Annotated in this window: 11 protein-coding genes; 10 read left to right on the top strand and 1 reads right to left on the bottom strand. The window is 63.7% G+C overall.

Annotated features, from left to right (window positions below):
• Nucleotides 1-46: 46 nt before the first annotated feature.
• The 9 genes from HA399_RS07755 to HA399_RS07715 all read left to right on the top strand — a co-directional run bounded on the left by HA399_RS07755 (nucleotide 47) and on the right by HA399_RS07715 (nucleotide 13,644).
• Entirely contained in the window at nucleotides 47-1,453 is a 1,407-nt protein-coding gene (locus tag HA399_RS07755; RefSeq protein WP_225348027.1) for a LysM peptidoglycan-binding domain-containing protein, read from the top strand.
• 371 nt (nucleotides 1,454-1,824) lie between these two features.
• Nucleotides 1,825-3,840 (top strand): extracellular solute-binding protein, encoded by a 2,016-nt coding sequence (locus tag HA399_RS07750; RefSeq protein WP_404326718.1) that lies wholly within the window; start codon nucleotides 1,825-1,827, stop codon nucleotides 3,838-3,840.
• 211 nt (nucleotides 3,841-4,051) lie between these two features.
• Entirely contained in the window at nucleotides 4,052-5,140 is a 1,089-nt protein-coding gene (locus tag HA399_RS07745; RefSeq protein ID WP_082388527.1) for a microcin C ABC transporter permease YejB, read from the top strand.
• Nucleotide 5,141: 1 nt separating this feature from the next.
• Entirely contained in the window at nucleotides 5,142-6,266 is a 1,125-nt protein-coding gene (locus HA399_RS07740) for an ABC transporter permease (protein WP_404326717.1), read from the top strand.
• Entirely contained in the window at nucleotides 6,263-7,900 is a 1,638-nt protein-coding gene (locus HA399_RS07735; protein ID WP_404326716.1) for an ABC transporter ATP-binding protein, read from the top strand. Before HA399_RS07740 ends, HA399_RS07735 begins: the two co-directional genes overlap by 4 nt.
• 264 nt (nucleotides 7,901-8,164) lie before the next feature.
• Nucleotides 8,165-9,475: an imelysin family protein gene (locus tag HA399_RS07730; protein ID WP_215824339.1), complete on the top strand. Its 1,311-nt coding sequence runs from the start codon at nucleotides 8,165-8,167 to the stop codon at nucleotides 9,473-9,475.
• A 202-nt stretch (nucleotides 9,476-9,677) separates the two neighbouring features.
• Nucleotides 9,678-11,180, top strand: a complete 1,503-nt coding sequence (locus tag HA399_RS07725; RefSeq protein ID WP_404326715.1) for a di-heme oxidoredictase family protein — start codon at nucleotides 9,678-9,680, stop codon at nucleotides 11,178-11,180.
• Nucleotides 11,181-11,196: 16 nt separating this feature from the next.
• Nucleotides 11,197-12,375 (top strand): imelysin family protein, encoded by a 1,179-nt coding sequence (locus HA399_RS07720; protein ID WP_404326714.1) that lies wholly within the window; start codon nucleotides 11,197-11,199, stop codon nucleotides 12,373-12,375.
• Between the two features lie 102 nt (nucleotides 12,376-12,477).
• The gene (locus HA399_RS07715; protein WP_404326713.1) at nucleotides 12,478-13,644 is read left to right on the top strand and encodes a DUF1513 domain-containing protein; all 1,167 of its coding nucleotides are present in this window, start codon (nucleotides 12,478-12,480) and stop codon (nucleotides 13,642-13,644) included.
• Nucleotides 13,645-13,717: 73 nt separating this feature from the next.
• Here the strand turns inward: HA399_RS07715 and HA399_RS07710 are convergent, their stop codons facing one another.
• Nucleotides 13,718-16,165: a DNA polymerase II gene (locus HA399_RS07710; RefSeq protein ID WP_404326712.1), complete on the bottom strand. Its 2,448-nt coding sequence runs from the start codon at nucleotides 16,163-16,165 to the stop codon at nucleotides 13,718-13,720.
• A gap of 216 nt (nucleotides 16,166-16,381) precedes the next feature.
• On the opposite strand from HA399_RS07710, the gene HA399_RS07705 reads away from it, so the two are divergent.
• The gene (locus HA399_RS07705; RefSeq protein ID WP_404326710.1) at nucleotides 16,382-17,773 is read left to right on the top strand and encodes a diguanylate cyclase; all 1,392 of its coding nucleotides are present in this window, start codon (nucleotides 16,382-16,384) and stop codon (nucleotides 17,771-17,773) included.
• Nucleotides 17,774-17,983: the final 210 nt, after the last annotated feature.

Genomic DNA, 17,983 nt, shown 5'->3' with positions numbered 1-17,983 from the left:
CGCTGCTGACCCATCCAGCCGCGGCTCGCCAGAGAGTATTTCGTCAATGCATCAGCAAGACCTCCGTACCGACGGCCAGATGGCCGCCGACACGCCGTGTCGTGTCACTCCGACCCAGGCCCCCTTCCGTCCGGCTCGACTGCGTCACCTGATTCGCCTCGCCTCTCTGGGTGCCACCCTGTGCCTGATGCCGCTGACCGCCAGCGCCAATTCAGCGATGGTGTCCGGGGTCTCGCCCACCAGTGAATATCAGCGCGCCCCGCTGAACTTCATGGAGGCCGTCGACGCCATTCCCGCGCACTACGACGACGTCTGGGAGCGCCTGCGCGCCGGCTATCAGCTGCAGCAGGACACCGGTCGCCCACGCGTGCGCAAATGGATCAGCTGGTATCAGGAGCACCCCCACCACGTGGAGCGTATCGCGGAACAGGCCCGCCCCTGGATTCGCTACGTGACACTGCGCACCGAAGCACGCGGCCTGCCGGCAGAGCTGGCACTGCTGCCCTTCATCGAGAGCGCCTACGATCCGGATGCCGCGCATCCGGGCGGTGCGACCGGCATGTGGCAGTTCATGCCGCGCACCGGTGACGCCATGGGGCTGACACGCAACCGCTGGTATGACGGTCGCAAGGACGTGTTGCTGTCCACGGATGCCGCGCTGGATTACCTGGAGACCCAGGGCGAGCGCTGGTATGACGGCGACTGGGAGCTGGCGCTGGCCGCCTACAATGCCGGTGCCGGCACCGTGAATCGTGCACGCCGCCGCGCCGGTGGCGATGAGGATTACTGGAACATCAAGCTGCCCAACGAGACCATGGAATACGTGCCGAAGCTTCTGGCACTGGCCGCGGTGATTCGCGACCCTGAGGAATATGGGCTGTCGTTGCCGAAGATTGACGACAGGCCGGAAATCGCGGCCGTCGAGACGGGCGGACAACTGGACCTGTCCACCGCCGCCAAGCTGGCCGGCATCAGTGAAGATGAGCTGCGCGCCCTGAACCCGGCCTACAAGCGCTGGGCCACCACGCCGGGTGACAGCTCACTGGTGATTCCCGCCACCGCCCGCGACACCTTCCTCAGCCAGCTGGCCACGCTGCCTGAAAAAGCGCGCCAGAGCTGGGCCAGCTATCGCGTCAAGCGCGGCGACACCCTGTCCGTCATCGCGCGCCGCAATGGCCTGACGCTCTCCGAGCTGAAGCAGAAGAACCGCCTCTCGGGCAACACCATCCGCATCGGCCAGGCACTGATGGTGCCCGACCGCGGCGCCTCGGTGGCCACCCAGCTGGCCTCGGCCAACGGCGAGAAGAAGGTGCGCGTGAAGAGTGGCGATTCCCTGTCATTGATCGCCGCACGTCACAATGTCAGCACTCGCCAGCTCGCGCGCTGGAACAAGCTGTCATCTGCGGACTACCTGCGCCCCGGTCAGATGCTGACCCTTTACAGCGCCAACTGAGTCAGTCGATTCACGCGTCGTTGCACGACGCTTGATAGGCGATTCCTCAACGCCCCTGCCATCCGTGATGGTGGGGGCGTTTGCGATTCAAACGCCGCAGCATGGCCGCTGACAGGGAACTTCGTTACTCTTGGCGGGGTCGATGCAAGGAGACCGGCCGCAACCCGGCGCGTGGCGCGCACCTGCTGCAGCGCTTCCGCAGTTCTCCATCAGCTCATCGCAGCTCACGGTCGACAGCTGTGCAGACAGCCGCTGAGGCCACCCAAGCCAGCAGAGTTGATAGCGAGCCAGGCGCAAACCAGCCGCTGCCCAGATGCCGGTCATTTCATCACGGCCGCGAGGCCCGGGTCATTCAGTCAAGGAAGTCTTCGATGCAGCGTGTTTCTTCACTCACCCACCGTCGCTGGGCCGCGCTACGTGCGCTATGCCTGGGGGCGCTGATGGTGAGCGGCTCGTTCACTGCCACGGCCAACACGGCTGAGCCCAATGCAGCCGGCCCCAATGCGAATAGCGAGCAATCTGCCGATTCACGCCCCAGCGCCGACATGGCGTCGGCCACGCAGGCAACCAGCACGCAGGCAACCAGCGCGCAGGCGACCAGTATCCCCACCTCGAACGTGCAGACGCCGCTGGACGTCCCGACAGTGCATGGCCTGGCCATCTACGGCGAGCCCGCCCACAAGCCCGGCTTCACGCACTTCCCTTACGTCAATCCAGAGGCGCCGGTCGGCGGTCGCATGACGCGCGCCGCCATCGGCAGCTTCGACTCCACCAATCCCTTCATCCTCAAGGGCAATTCGGTGGCGGGACTCAACTACTTCGGCGGACTGATCTACGACACCCTGATGATCCCCTCCGCCGATGAGCCCTTCACCGAATACGGATTGCTGGCCAGCGGCGTCCGCCTGGCCGAGGACCGCAGCGCCATCGAATTCGATATCGACCCTCGGGCGCGCTTTCACGATGGCGTGGCGGTGACTGCCGAAGATGTCGTCTTCACCTATCGCCTGCTCAAGGATGAAGGCCTGCCGTTCTTCAAGAGCTACTACCACGATGTCACCGGCGTCAGCGTGATCGATGCCGACACCGTGCGCTTCGAGATGGCGGCAGGCGCGGCGCGCGAATTGCCGCTGATCATCGGCCAGCTGCCGGTGTTGCCGGAGCACTACTGGAAGAGCCGCGACTTCACGCGCGCCACCCTGGAACTCCCGCTGGGTTCCGGACCCTATCGCATGGCATCTCTGGATGCCGGCCGCCAGGTTCGCTATGAGCGTGTCGACGATTACTGGGGCAAGGACCTGCCGGTCAACAAGGGCCGCCACAACATCCAGACACTGGTCTACGACTACTACCGGGACCAGACCGTGTCGCTGGAAGCCTTCAAGGCCGGCAGCATCGATCTGCACGTCGAAAGCAGCGCCAAGAACTGGGCGACCGCCTACGACACTCCCGCGCTGCACGAGGGCCGACTGAAGAAGCTGGAAGTTCCGGACAGCAACCCGGCGGGCATGCAGGGCTTCGTGCTCAACGAGCGCCGCGAGCGCTTCCAGGACCCCAGAGTCCGTGAGGCACTGGCGCTGGTCTTCGACTTCGACTGGATCAACCGCAACCTCTTCTACGGCGCCTACCAGCAGACCCACAGCTATTTCGAGAATTCGGACATGGCCGCGGATGGCATGCCCACCGGCAAGGAACTCGCGCTACTTGAGCCCTTCAAGGATGAGCTGCCCAGCGCGGTCTTCGACAAGCCTCTGCCGATCGATGAGCCACAGGAATTGCGCCCTCGCCTGCGCAAGGCGTTGGGGCTGCTGCGCGAAGCGGGCTATGAAGTGGTCAAGGGCCAGCTGGTCAGCCGCAGCAGCGGCAAGCCGCTGACGCTTGAGGTGCTCAACTACGACACCCAGTTCGAGCGCATCATCCAGCCGTGGATTCGCAATCTGGCGCGCATCGGCATCAAGGCGCGAATTCGCACCGTCGACGTCAATCAGTACATCAACCGCCGTCGCAGCTTCGACTTCGACGTGGTGGTCGGCAGTTATCCGCAGTCCAACAGCCCTGGCAGCGAGCAGCGTGAATACTGGACCAGCGACTATGCCGACGTGGCCGGCTCACGCAATCTGATCGGGCTGAAGAGCCCGGTGGTGGACGCGCTCACCGATGCCCTGATTCAGGCGCAGACCCGCGAAGACCTGCTCAGCGCGACACGGGCTCTCGACCGTGTACTGCGCTGGGGGTTCCATGTCGTGCCCCAGTGGCACCTGGCGGCGACGCGCATCGCGCTCTGGAACAAGTTCGGCTATCCGCAGCCCTTCCCGGAATATCAGCTGAGCCTGGACAGCTGGTGGATCGAGCCCGACAAGGATGCCTCGCTGGAGCCAGGTGAATAAGCCGGGAGATTGAACCAGGTGAATGAGCCGGGTGAACATGCCTGCTCAGCAAGCCTGGTCAACAAGCCTGAAGAACACGCTCGGCGCATATGCCAGGCATAGACGCCTGGCGCGACTGACGCCTTGCTGATGCGTTCACGACACCAATAACCGATGCCCCTTGCACCGCACATCAGATGCCGGCGATGAGGGGCACGCAGGGAGATTGCCATTGGGTGCCTATATTCTGCGCCGGATTCTGTTGATGATTCCGACGCTGCTCGGAATCCTGTTGCTGAATTTTCTGATCGTTCAGGCCGCCCCCGGTGGCCCGATCGAACAACTGATGTCACGTCTGGACGGCATGAGTGCCGGTGCCAGCACCCGTCTCAACAGTGGCGGCGGTGATGGTGTCACCAGCGGTGGCGGTGGCTCCTCGACCTATCGCGGCGCGTCAGGCGTCGACCCGGCCTTGATCGAGGAGCTGGAGCAGCAGTTCGGCTTCGACAAGCCGGTCTGGGAGCGCTTCACCGACATGGTCATCGACTACGCCCAGTTCGATTTCGGCGACAGCTTCTTCCGTGATCGGCCGGTGATCGACCTGATGCTGGAGCGGCTGCCGGTCTCCATCTCGTTGGGGCTATGGACCACGCTGCTGGTCTATCTGGTCTCGATCCCGCTGGGTATCCGCAAGGCGCTGGTGCATGGCTCGCGCTTCGACATCTGGACCTCCGGCGTCGTCATCGTCGGCTACGCCATTCCGGGCTTCCTGTTCGCGATCCTGTTGATCGTGGTATTCGCCGGCGGCAGCTATCTGGACTGGTTCCCGCTCAGGGGGCTGACCTCGCCGGACTTCGAGGAGCTGTCCACCGCCGGCAAGATTCTGGATTACTTCCATCACATCGCCCTGCCCGTGCTGGCCTCCGCCATCGGCAGCTTCGCGACCCTGACGATGCTGACCAAGAACAGTTTCCTGGACGAGATCCACAAGCAATACGTCCTGACGGCACGCGCCAAGGGGGCCAGCGAGAACCGCATCCTCTACGGGCATGTCTTCCGCAACGCCATGCTGATCATCATCGCCGGGCTGCCCGCGGCGCTGGTCGGCATCTTCTTCACCGGCTCGCTGCTGATCGAGGTGATCTTCTCCCTTGACGGGCTGGGGCTGCTCGGCTTCGAGGCTGTTCTGCAGCGCGACTACCCGCTGATCTTCGGCACCCTGTATCTCTATACCCTGATCGGTCTGATCCTGAAGCTGGTCTCTGATCTGATGTATGTGTGGATCGACCCGCGCATCGACTTCGCGACACGGGAGGCCTGACATGCGCCAAGAGACAACGCTCCACGAAACACCCACTCACGACGTAAGCGACGCCAATCAGCAGACGCTGCAACGCCCGCGCGCCTCACGCCTGTCGCCCATCACCCGACGGCGCATGGCGGCCTTTCGTGACAACCGTCGCGCCTGGTGGTCGCTGCTGATCTTCGGCGTGCTGTTCGTGCTCTCGCTGGGGGCCGAGCTGATCGCCAATGACCGTCCGCTGCTGGTCGAGTATCAGGGCGAGACCTATCTGCCGATGCTGCACGAGTATCCGGAGACCACCTTCGGCGGCTTCCTGCCCACCGCCACCGACTATCGCGACCCCTATGTGATCGAGGCCATCGAGGCGCAGGGCTTCATGCTCAACACCTTGATTCCCTACTCCTACGACACCCTGGATCTGAATCTGGGCTCTCCGGCGCCGTCGGCCCCCAATGGCCGGCATTGGCTGGGCACCGATGACCAGGGCCGTGACGTGCTGGCACGCGTCATCTATGGCTTCCGGCTGTCGGTGATCTTCGCGCTGGTACTGACGGCCGGCTCGCTGGTGCTGGGGGTGGTGATCGGTGGCGTGCAGGGCTACTTCGGCGGCAAGGTCGACCTGATCGGCCAGCGTCTGATCGAGGTGTGGTCCGGCCTGCCGGTGCTGTTCCTGCTGATCATTCTCGCCAGCATCGTCGAGCCGAACCTGTGGTGGCTGACCGGCATCATGTTGCTGTTCTCGTGGCTGGGCATCGTCGATATCGTGCGCGCCGAATTCCTGCGCGCTCGCAATCTGGAATACGTGCGTGCCGCCCGGGCCATGGGTCTGCCCTCGCGGCTGATCATGTGGCGTCATGTGCTGCCCAACGCGATGGTCGCCACCCTGACCTTCATCCCCTTCCTGTTCACCGGCGCCATCACCACCCTGACCGCGCTGGATTTCCTCGGCTTCGGCCTGCCGGCAGGCTCACCCTCGCTGGGCGAGCTGGTCGCCCAGGGCAAGAACAACCTGCAGGCACCGTGGCTGGGCATGACCGCCTTCCTTAGCCTCGGCATCATGCTGACGCTGTTGGTCTTCATCGGCGAAGGGCTGCGCGATGCCTTCGACCCACGTCATATCAGTGACCGGGAGCAGAACGCATGAGTCATCCCTCTTCACCTGCGGACAACACCGGCACCGCTGCCAGCGTGCTGAGACTCGACGATCTCTGCATCCGCTTCGGCCAGACACCCGTCGTCAGGCATCTTTCCCTTGAGGTCCGACGGGGGGAATGTCTGGCCATCGTCGGCGAGTCCGGGTCGGGCAAGTCCGTCAGCCTGTTGGCGAGTCTTGGCCTGCTGCCGGGGCATGCCCATGTCACCGGGCAGCGCGAATTCACGCGGCCTGACGGCAAGACGCTGGATCTCGCCGCCCTGACGCCACGCCAGTGGCAGCGGGTGCGCGGCGGCCAGATCGGTTTCGTGTTCCAGGAGCCGATGACCTCGCTCAACCCGCTGACGCGTGTCGGCGAACAGATCAGTGAAAGCCTGCGCCTCCAGCAGGGGCTGCGCGGCAATGCCGCCCGCCAGCGCGTGCTGGAACTGCTCTGCCAGGTGCAGCTGCCGCGTCCCGAGGAATTGATCGATGCCTGGCCGCACCAGCTCTCCGGCGGGCAACGCCAGCGCGTGATGATCGCCATGGCGATGGCCAATCAACCACCGCTGTTGATCGCCGATGAGCCGACCACGGCGCTGGATGTCACCGTGCAGCAGGAGATACTGCAGCTGCTGGATCGCCTGCGTCGCGACCAGGGCATGGCGATGGTCCTGATCAGCCATGACCTCAATCTGGTGCGCCGTCACGCCGACCGCGTGATCGTGATGCGCGACGGGGAATGCATCGAGCAAGGGCGCGTCGACGAGGTATTCGATGCGCCACAGGCCGATTACACCCGCGAGCTGCTGGCCGCCGAACCCGGAGGCCTCGCCAGCGACTTGAGTGCCGAGGACGCCGCAACACCGGTTCTCGCCGCGCGCAAGCTGGAGGTGCGCTTCGCGCGCAGCAAGAAGCTGTTCCAGAAGCGCCCCGCGGACTTCGTCGCCGTTCATCCGCTGGATCTGACGCTGGCGCGCGGCGAGACGCTCGGCGTGGTCGGGGAATCGGGGTCCGGCAAGACGACACTCGCCCTGGCGCTCTTGAAGCTGCAGGCCGCCAAGGGCGAGATCCACCTCGAGAACGAACGCATCGATACGCTGGATCGCAATACGCTGCGTCTGCGTCGCCGCCAGATGCAGATCGTCTTCCAGGACCCCTATGGCTCACTGTCGCCACGCATGCCGGTGGCGGACATCATCAGTGAAGGTCTGCGCTTTCATCATCCAACGCTCAGTGAAGACGAGGTTCGCCTGCGTGTGACGCAGGTGCTGGAGGAAGTCGAACTGCCCTCAGCGTGTGCCGATCGCTATCCCCACGAGTTCTCCGGCGGCCAACGTCAGCGGATTGCCCTGGCGCGCGCCCTGATCCTCGAGCCCAGACTGCTAGTGCTGGATGAGCCGACCTCGGCACTGGACCGCAGCGTGCAGAAACAGCTGATTGCCCTGCTGCGTGAACTCCAGACACGCCGAGGCCTGAGCTATCTGTTCATCAGTCATGACCTGGCGGTGGTACGCGCGCTGTCCCATCGGGTGATGGTGTTGCGTGAAGGACGCCTGGTGGAGACGGGCACGACGGCAGAAGTGCTCGGCAACCCCCGTGAGGACTATACGCGCGCTCTGATACAGGCCGCGGGTCTGGCCTGACACGCTCTGCCATAGCATGCCGATCGCCCTGCTCGGGCAGCCACAGATGATGAGCAGGGCACTGCCGCATTGCAGTCAGTGCACCCCTGCGTTGCAGGACGCACGTTTTGTCGATTGCAAATAATAAAGGTTCTCAATATGATCCAGTGAGATGCGGGCCGACCATCGAGAGATCGTGTAATGACTTCCCGCCCTCTCTCGAGCGGCCCCACGCACTGCCGTTCTGCGCGCACTGCATAACAACAGACCGATCAAGGGATCCACATGACTGCCTCTTTCCGTTTTGCCTCACGCAAGCCGCTGGCAGCTGCCATCGCATTGTCAGCCTCCATGTTCACCGGTGCCGCTCTGGCAGAGCATCATGGCGACGCGCATGACAAGGCGCTGACGGCCGACGCTGTCGTCGCCCAGTACGCCAACGTCGCGCATGCCACCTACAGCGATGCCCTGGCCAGTGCCAATGCCCTGCGCGCCGCCAATGCCGCACTGATCGAGTCTCCGTCCGAAGAGACGCTGGCCGCGGCACGTGCCGCCTGGAAGCAGGCGCGCGTGGCGTATCAGCAGAGTGAAGTGTTCCGCTTCGGCAATGCCATCGTCGATGACTGGGAAGGTCAGCTCAACGCCTGGCCGCTGGATGAAGGGCTGATCGATTACGTCGAAGGCGACGGCTATCAGGCAGAGCTGGGCAACCCGGGTGCCAGCGCCAACATCATCGCCAGCGACAGCGTGCAGATCGGTGCCGACAAGATCGACACCACCGAGATCACCCCGGAGCTGCTGGCGTCCCTCAACGAGCTGGGCGGTTTCGAGGCCAACGTGGCCAGCGGCTACCATGCCATCGAATTCCTGCTCTGGGGTCAGGACATGCACGGCTTTGAGGCCGGTGCCGGCGAGCGCCCGGCGACCGACTTCGCCAAGGGCGATGCCTGTACCGCCGACAACTGTGACCGTCGTGGCGCCTACCTGCTGGCCGCCAACGACCTGCTGATCAGCGACCTGGAATACATGGTCGGCCAGTGGGCGCAGGGCGAGAAGGACAACTACCGCGCGGAACTGACCTCGCTGCCGGCCGGTGAAGGCCTCGAGAAGATGCTGTTCGGCATGGGCTCCCTGTCACTGGGTGAGCTGGCCGGTGAGCGCATGAAGGTCGCGCTGGAAGCCAACTCCTATGAAGACGAGCACGACTGCTTCTCCGACAACACTCACTACTCGCACTTCTACAATGCCAAGGGCATCCAGAACGTCTACGAAGGCAAGTACGTGACCCTGGACGGCCGCACCTTCGAAGGCCCGTCACTGCATGCACTCGTCGCCCAGAATGACCCGGAACTGGCCGAGAAGATGCATGAGGCGCTGGACACCACCATGGGCCAGCTGCAGGTGATGGTCGACACGGCAGAAGCCGACGGCGGCATGAAGTTTGACCAGATGATCGCCCCGGGCAATGCCGAAGGCGCCGAGATCATCAATGCCAGCATTCAGGATCTGGTCGCCCAGACCCGTCTGATCGAAGAAATTGCCGGCACCGTCGGTATCGATGGCCTGGAAGCCGATACGGCAGATCACGAATTCTGATCAACTGCTCCACATTGCCAAGCGTGAGTTGGCTGAAGACCCCAAGCTGCCTCGCGTCGCGCTGATATCCTCGCCCGAACCTCTCTCACGACAGGTTCGGGCGTTGATGGTTCTTGCGCCAGCTTTTCATGCGCGTCTGCCGATAGAGTCCTGAGAGGCGACTCTTCGAGCAGCCTGACCGCGCAAGCCGGGAAAACCCTGTATGCCAATATTGCACCACGACATGATGCTGCGTCCCTCCCTGACCCGCTCCCTGCCACTTGCCATCGCCCTGGCGTGTCTGCCTGCTCAGTCGGCATCGGCCGATCATCCCAAGCCCACGGCAGATTCCGCGATGACAGTGATGAGCTATCTGTCTTCCCTGCCATTGCAGGACACCGACAGAAGCGGTGGCGACGGCAGCGTGCCCAAGCACGATACCAATGCCTATTCGCTGCCGGCCAAGAACCTGAGCTTCGATCAGCGCCTGTCCTTCAGTGTCGGCAACAGCTTCTTCAAGAGCCCCTGGGTGATCGCGCCCGCCAGCACCACCGCGCGCGATGGCCTCGGCCCGTTGTTCAACACCAACGCCTGCCAGAACTGCCACGTCAAGGATGGTCGCGGCAGCCTGCCGGTCGAGGGCGATCCCTCGGTGGGCCTTTTCCTGCGCCTGGGTCTGCCGGACAGCCACGAGGACAGCTGGAGCGATGAGGAGCGTGAATTCCGGCGTATCGCCGGGGTGATGCCACATCCTGTCTATGGCACCCAGCTGCAGAATGCCGCCGTGCCCGGCATCGAGCGCGAAGGCCGCATGCAGGTGGATTACGAGGACGTGACGGTGACCCTGGCGGACGGGGAAGTGATCGCATTGCGCAAGCCGCGCTATTCCATCGTCGAACCCGGCTTCGGTGACCCGGGCGCCATCGCGCTCTCGCCACGTCTCGCCCCCGGCATGGTGGGGCTGGGGCTGCTCGAGGCGGTCAGCGACGAGACCTTGCTCGAGTGGGCCGACCCGCAGGATGCGGATGGCGACGGCATCAGCGGGCGCGCCAATACTGTCTGGTCACTCGCCGAGCAACGCGAGGTCATGGGCCGTTTCGGCTGGAAGGCCGGTCAGCCCGATGTGCGACAGCAGAGCGCCAAGGCCTTCGCCGGTGACATGGGGCTGACCTCCAATCTGGTCAGCTCCACCGACTGCACCCCGCTTCAGAAGTGCGAGACATTGCCCGATGGGGGGGAGATCGAGGTCGACGACAACGTGATGGACAACGTGGCCTTCTACTCGCGCAATCTGGCCGTGCCCACCCGGCGTGACATCGATGACCCGACGGTGCGTCAAGGCGAGCAACTGTTCCGCGAGCTTGAATGCGCCAGCTGCCACCGCCCTCGCCTGACCACCCAGTCCGGCGGCGTGGCGGAACAACTGGCCGAGCAGACGATCTGGCCCTACAGCGACATGCTGCTGCATGACATGGGCGAAGGACTGGCAGATGATCGCCGCGAATTCGAGGCCAGCGGTCAGGAGTGGCGCACGCCGCCCCTGTGGGGCATCGGCCTGGCCCAGACGGTCAACCCTGCCACGGGCTTCTTGCATGATGGCCGTGCACGCACCTTGCTCGAGGCCGTGCTCTGGCATGGCGGCGAAGCCCAGCCAAGCCGCGATGCCGTCGTGGCCCTGCCGACTGACCAGCGTGAAGCCCTGTTGCGCTTCCTCGAGACTCTCTGACAAGGAATACCCGTTCATGCCCCGCGCCACCTTCACCCCATCTGCAACCCCGATGAAACCTGCCCTGCGCAAGACCTCGCCCCTGGCCCTGATGGCCTGTGGCATGACACTGCTGGGCGCCGCGCTATTGCCTACGAGCACACTGGCGGCGACGGACTCTTCTGCCGCCAACACAGACGCTGCCACCACTGACACCAACAGCGCAGCGGCCGTCAGCCAGTTTGCCGCTGACACGCTGAGCGAGGCGCACCAGCAACTTGCCAGCCGCCTGCAACAGTTCGCGCAGCATACTCAGGCGTTCTGCTCCGCCGAGGGTGACGTGACCCTCGACACCCTCAAGCAGGACTGGCGCAGCGCCATGCTGGGGCTGAATCAGGTCAACTGGGTGGAAATGGGCCCGATCCTGCAGAACTCGCGTCAATGGCAGCTGTATTTCTGGCCGGACAAGAAGGATCTGGTCGCGCGCAAGACCCGCGCCCTGCTCGCCGGTGATGCCCCGATCACGGTCGAGAGTCTGGCGGAGCAATCCATCGTCATGCAGGGACTGGGCAGCGTGGAGTATCAGCTGTTCGATGCCCGCTATGCCGACTCGCCCCTGACGGCCGACTCACGTCGCTGCGAGTTGATGACGGCCAACACCGCCTACGCCGCCAATACCGGCAAGACGCTGCGTGATGAGTGGCAGCAGTTCGCGCCGCAACTGGCCGAAGGCACTGGCGCCTTCAGCGATTCACGTGACGCCGTGCTGTCTCTGGTTCGCGCGCTGACCGTGCAGCTGGAAGCCATCAAGGACCGCAAACTGCGCCGGCCGATCGGCCTCGACAACGGCGGCACGGCCAACCCCTATGCGGCTGAGTCCTGGCGTGGCGGCATGGGGCTTGCCAACATCGCGGCGACCCTGGCGATGATGGAACGCCTCTGGCTTGGCAATGACGATGTCGCAGGCATTCAAGGCTATCTCAATGGCCAGGTCGACCCGCGCATGGTGGCCTCCACCACAAGCGATTTCGTCGATGCGCGCCAGGCCTTCGCCGCCCTGCCGGATGACCTCGCCGGCATACTGCGCGATGACCCGCGCAATGGTGAGCTGCAGCAGGCCATGATCCATGTCGAGACCCTGCAGGCCGGTTTTGCCGACACGCTCAACCCTGCGCTGGGCCTGTCACTGGGCTTCAACAGCACCGATGGCGACTGATCAGGGCGGGGGGAATTGTGAGTGGCAAGTGGCGAATGGCGAATGGCGAATTGAGAGCGGCGAATGACAACTGACAAGGGGCCAGGCGAGATGCCTCACGGCATGACAGACACACACGCAGCCGACGCCCGCCAGCGACGTCGGCTGCTCAAGGCGTTGGCCTGCACGCCCCTGATGGGACTGCCCGGCGGCATGGCCGTGGCGGGCGGCAACAACGCCGCCAGCGCCCAGGGGCGCGAGCCACTCGGGGTGGCCATCTCGGCATGTGATGACGACACGGGGCAGCACTTTGCCAGCTGCACCAGCTATCAGGGAGTGGAGCGCTGGCGCCAGCCGATACGCCAGCGCGCCCACGGCGCTACCCGACATCCTCACAAGCCGTGGGCGCTGATCTTCTCACGGCGTCCGGGGACGGAAATCAATGTCTTCGACCTCGACAGTGGCGAGCGGATCGCACGCATCGAAGCCGCACCGGACCGTCACTTCTATGGGCATGGCGTATTCAGCCCGGATGGCGGTCTGCTCTACACCACCGAGAATGCCATCGCGCCCGGAGAAGGCCGCATCGGCATCTACGACGTGAATCGCGACTTCGCGCGGATCGGCGAGTTCGCCAGTGGCGGAATCGGCCCGCATGAAATTCGCCTGCATCCGGATGGTCAGCAGCTGATCATCGCCAATGGCGGGATTCTGACGCGGCCCGACACCGGTCGGGTCAAGCTCAACCTGGACAGCATGCAGTCGAATCTGACCTTGCTGAACCGTGTCTCGGGCGAGGTCCGCTGGCAAGGCGAACCCTCCCATCACCAGCTGTCACTGCGCCACCTGGACGTCAGCCGCGAGGGCGTCATCGTCGCGGGCTATCAGTACCAGGGACCCGCGGCGGACCACCGCCCGCTGGTGGTGATGAAGCATCCCGGCAGTGAGAGCTTGCAGGAACTGCCGTTGCCGCGGGAATACGTCCCACAGCTCAAGCAGTACATCGCCAGTATCGCCGTCTCCCCCGATGGGCGACTGGCCGTGGCGACCGCCCCACGCGGCAATCTGATCACGCTCTGGAATCTCGCGACAGGAGAGCTGGACACGACTCTGGACTTCGCCGACTGCGCTGGTGTGCTGGCGGTGCCGGCCACGCAGCAGACGCCGGCAGGCTTCGTGGTCAGCAATGGTCGCGGCGAGTGGCTGCTGATCGATGAGGAGGGGCTGCCGGCGCTTGGCCCGGTGCGGCTGGCGAATACCCACTGGGACAATCATCTGGCGCTGATGTAGCCAGGCATCTGGCGCTTTGATAACCGAGCGCAGACGTTGTGGTGACGGGAGCTGGAGCGCCGAACCGTGCAAATCACCACAGCGTCATCTGACGATCCAGCAGGCGATCGAAATCATCGTCGACGAACGGCAGGATGCCATCGGCGACGGGCTTGAGCTGACGACTCAGGTAGTGCTCGACATCAATGGGCGAGCGCAGATACTCGACGGGTTCCGGGCCGGAGGTGGTCATCACATAGCGAATCCAGCCGCCGCGCTGATAGCGTAACGGCAGGCCCCGCCGGCGGTTCTCGTCATCCGCCAGACGCGCCGCACGGACATGGGGTGGCACGTTGCGCTGATAATCGTCGAGCTTGCGCCGCAGTCGCTTGCGGTAGATCAAGGCCTCGACATCCGTGGTGTCCGCCGCGCCATGGGCATGGCGTTGCAGGTAATCCTGCACGTAGCCTTTCAGGTACTCCTGATAGGGGCTGCCTTCGAAGATGCGGCGATAGAGTCCCTGCTGGAAGGTCTTGGCCAGCGGCGTCCAGTCGGAGCGCACCGACTCCAGTCCCTTGAACACCAGTTCCGTCTGGCCGCTGCAGCCTGTCTGTTGCAGTCCGGCGTAGCGTTTCTTGCTACCCTCTTCGGCCCCGCGAATGGTCGGCATCACGAAGCGCTGATAGTGGGTCTCGAACTGCAGCTCCAACGCGCTGTCGAGATCGAGACTGTCCTTGAGATGCCGTCGCCACCAGTCGGTGACATGGGCCGCCAGCTCACGGCCGATCCGGCTGGCCTCGGCTTCCTCATGCGCGGCGCCCAGCCACACGAAGGTGGAGTCGGTATCGCCATAGATGACGCGATAGCCCTGCGCCTCGATCAACTCCACCGTCTGCTGGATGATCTGATGGCCACGCCGCGTGATCGAGGACGCCAGCCGTGGATCGAAGAAACGACAACCGCGTGACCCCAGCACACCATAGAAGGCATTCATGATGATCTTGAGCGCCTGGGTCAGCGGGGCGTCACCCGCCGCGCGGGCGGCGTCACGTGCTTGCCAGATCTCGGCGACGATGCCCGGCAGGCAGTGTCGGTCACGCGAGAAGCGCGCGCCGAGAAAGCCGGGCACACCGGCCTCTGAGGCATCATCCGTGCCGTTCTCCGACCCACGCAGCCCTTCGACCAGCCCCAGCGGGTCGATCAGGAAAGTGCGGATGATGGAGGGATACAGACTCTTGAAATCCAGCACCAGCACCGAGTCATAAAGCCCGGGCTGGGAATCCATCACGAAGCCGCCGGGGCTGTCCTCCCCCACCACGTCTCCCAGATTGGGCGCGACCTTGCCCAGCCGATGCAACCTCGGCAGATACAGATGCGTGAAGGCCGCCACCGAACCACCGCTACGATCCGCCTCAAGCCCCGTGGCTGCCGCCCGCGCGAGCAGAAACTCCATCAGTCGCGTCTTCGCGAAGATGCGCGTGACCAGCTCGCAATCCTTGAGGTTGTAGCGCGCCAGGGAAGGCTTGTCCTCGGCGAACATGCGCAGAATCTCGTCCAGCCGGCCGTAGGGGTCATCAATGGCCTTGCCTTCCTGCAACAGCTTACGCGAGACATTCTCGAGACTGAACGACTCGAAATGCCAGAAGGCCGACTTGAGCGCCTCGATGCCATCCACCACCCAACGCCCGGCGATCTCGGCAAAGAAGTGCTCGGCCTGACGGGAATGAGAGCGCCACTGCATCACGCTGGCGTCACGCCCCAGTCGCAATGGCAGGCCTTCGGCCTCTGACAGCCGCACCAGCATGCGCAGATCGAACTGGATAACGTTCCAGCCGATGATGACATCCGGGTCATGCCTTGCGACCCAGTCCAGCAGGCATTGCAGCAACTCACGCCGGCTATCGAGGTATTCCAGCGAGAAATCGCGGCTGGCGTTCTCCTCGCCATTGGGGGGCCCCAGCATGTAGACCTGACGCTGTCCGCAGCCCTCGAGCGCAATGGAATACAGATTGCCCCGCGCATCGGTCTCGATATCCAGCGATGCCCAGCGCAGCGGTGGCCGATAGCCCGCAAGCGGTGTCAGGCGCGCATTCTTCACGCTGCCATCAGGCTGGCGCTCGCCGCGTGCCGTGACGCCTGCCGTGATGAAACGCTCCATCAGGTAGCGGTCCGTCGGACGCACATCCGCTTCGTAGACGTCGACGCCAATCGCCTTCAAACGGCGCGCCAGCTGGCCCAGGATGCGATATTCACGACAGTAGAGCCCCACCACCGGGCGATGGTGGAAGTCTTCCAGTGCCAGCGGTCGCAGCTCGGCGCCGGCCTCAAAGCTCACCAGTGTCTGAGCCAGTACCTGCTGTTCGGCGGGCAGGAAAGCGACGACTTCCTGGGGTGCACATTCGACACGTACGGCGCCTTCGTCGGTGCGAATCCAGAAGCTGATCACCACCCCCTCGGGCGTGTCCCGCCAATGACGTGTCAGCACGAAGCCATGAAGTTCAACAGGAGCGTGGCGGGACTCTTCGGATGCGGCCTCTGGCACTGCATTACCTTTACGTTGAATATACGAATGCCGGGCAGGATGAGAGCAAGACGCGTCTGCATCCTCATACGATAATATGAATTCTGTATCGTACAACATCCGGCGTGAAGCCTGAGCTTGACGACGGAAATACCGTGCCTTCCCGGCGACAGGGTGGATGTCTGCGGCAAGGAATGCCTCTCCCGAGATAGCGGCACCCCACAAGGAGCCTGCGTCATGCAACGCTTTGAGATGATTCAAACCCTGCTGGGCCAGATGCTGGGCCAGATCGACGACATCATCCTGCTTGCAGATGATCAGCGCCACATCACCTACCTGAATGACAGCGCGGTGAAGGCATTCGGCTACCCGCGTGAAGCGTTGATCGGCAAGCAGACACGTATGCTGTATGCCTCCAGCGATGAGTTCGAGCGCCAGGGGCAGAGGCGCTTTCGAGTCGATGCCCAGCCCGCCAAGGAAGGCCGGGTCATCCGCTACCGACGCCAGGATGGCACCTACTTCTATGGTGAGACGCTCGGCGGCCCCATCAAGGACCCCACCAGCGACAACATCTTCATGTTCGGGCTGATCCGCGATGTCTCACGCCGCGTGACGGCGGAACATACCCTGCACAGCCTGCATGCCATCACTTCATCACGTGAACTCAACTTCAATGAGCGCATCGATGAGCTGCTGAAACTGGGCTGCGCCCATTTCGGCCTGCCGATCGGTATCTTCAGCCGCATCCAGGACGGCGAATACGTCGTCCAGCGCGCCTGTCACCCGGAAGACCTGCTGGAACCGGGACTGAGCTTCTCGCTCAGCGATACCTATTGCGATCACGTCTACAGGGCCGACTGCGTTCAGGCCTTCCATCATGTGGCCAGCAGTGAGATCCGCAACCATCCCTGCTATGCCAACTTCAATCTGGAAGCCTACATCGGGGCGCCGGTGATCGTGGATGGTGAGCGCTACGGCACCTTCAACTTCTCAAGCCCTGACCCGGTGCCGCCCTTCACCCCCGAAGACATCGAGCTGGTGCGTCTCATCGCCTTGTGGGCCGGCCACGAGGTCGCGCGTGCCAATGACATCAATGCCTTGAAGGAAGCGCATCAGGCGCTCGAGAAGATCGCGATCACCGATCCGCTGACCGGCCTCTACAATCGCCGTCATGCCCAGCAGGTACTGGATGACAGCATCGCGGCACTGGCCACCGCCGAGGTTGACCATCCCCTGTGCGTGGCACTGCTGGATTTCGACCATTTCAAGAAGATCAACGACAATCATGGCCATGACGCCGGTGATCTTGCCTTGCAACACTTGAGCGTGCTCGCCGAGGAGATTCTGCTGCCCGGCGACACCCTCGCCAGATGGGGTGGCGAGGAATTCCTGGCGATTCTGCCTGACTCGCTGCTCAGTGACTCGGCCACGCGCATCAACCTGCTGCGACAACGCATGAAGGACAGTGTCGTGGAATACGCTGGCCAACGTCTGCCCCTGTCATTGAGCATCGGGATGACCTGCCTGGAACCCGATGACCGCGCCACGCGCGAGCAGTTGATCGCACGCGCCGATGAAGCCATGTACGCGGCCAAGGAAGAAGGACGCAACTGCCTCAGGATGCTGTAACGCAATGATGCGTGAATTGCTCCGTCCTGCCTGTCCTGATCAGGAGCGCCAAGCAGGACGGAGCCTTCTCAACAAAGCCCTCTCACCAAAGCCCTCTCGCCGAAGCCCTCGCGTCACGCCATCCCCCCTCTCGCACTCAGGTAGCGAACACGCTAAGGTCAGGCCATCCCCGTCTGCCGAGCCACCCGACGTCGTCGTTGCCTATCCTCA

Origin of the sequence: Cobetia sp. UIB-001 (genome assembly GCF_044789135.1) — a bacterium.
Lineage (GTDB): Bacteria > Pseudomonadota > Gammaproteobacteria > Pseudomonadales > Halomonadaceae > Cobetia > Cobetia amphilecti.
Note: the sequence above shows the minus strand (reverse complement) of the source record. Positions and strands in the feature narration are given on the sequence as shown.

Bases quoted from the DNA above. Each gene is read 5' to 3' on its own strand.
- HA399_RS07755 (WP_225348027.1), top strand. From the start codon at position 47: ATGCATCAGCAAGACCTCCGTACCGACGGCCAGATGGCCGCCGACACG.
- HA399_RS07750 (WP_404326718.1), top strand. From the start codon at position 1,825: ATGCAGCGTGTTTCTTCACTCACCCACCGTCGCTGGGCCGCGCTACGT.
- HA399_RS07740 (WP_404326717.1), top strand. From the start codon at position 5,142: ATGCGCCAAGAGACAACGCTCCACGAAACACCCACTCACGACGTAAGC.
- HA399_RS07735 (WP_404326716.1), top strand. From the start codon at position 6,263: ATGAGTCATCCCTCTTCACCTGCGGACAACACCGGCACCGCTGCCAGC.
- HA399_RS07730 (WP_215824339.1), top strand. From the start codon at position 8,165: ATGACTGCCTCTTTCCGTTTTGCCTCACGCAAGCCGCTGGCAGCTGCC.
- HA399_RS07725 (WP_404326715.1), top strand. From the start codon at position 9,678: ATGCCAATATTGCACCACGACATGATGCTGCGTCCCTCCCTGACCCGC.
- HA399_RS07720 (WP_404326714.1), top strand. From the start codon at position 11,197: ATGCCCCGCGCCACCTTCACCCCATCTGCAACCCCGATGAAACCTGCC.
- HA399_RS07715 (WP_404326713.1), top strand. From the start codon at position 12,478: ATGACAGACACACACGCAGCCGACGCCCGCCAGCGACGTCGGCTGCTC.
- HA399_RS07705 (WP_404326710.1), top strand. From the start codon at position 16,382: ATGCAACGCTTTGAGATGATTCAAACCCTGCTGGGCCAGATGCTGGGC.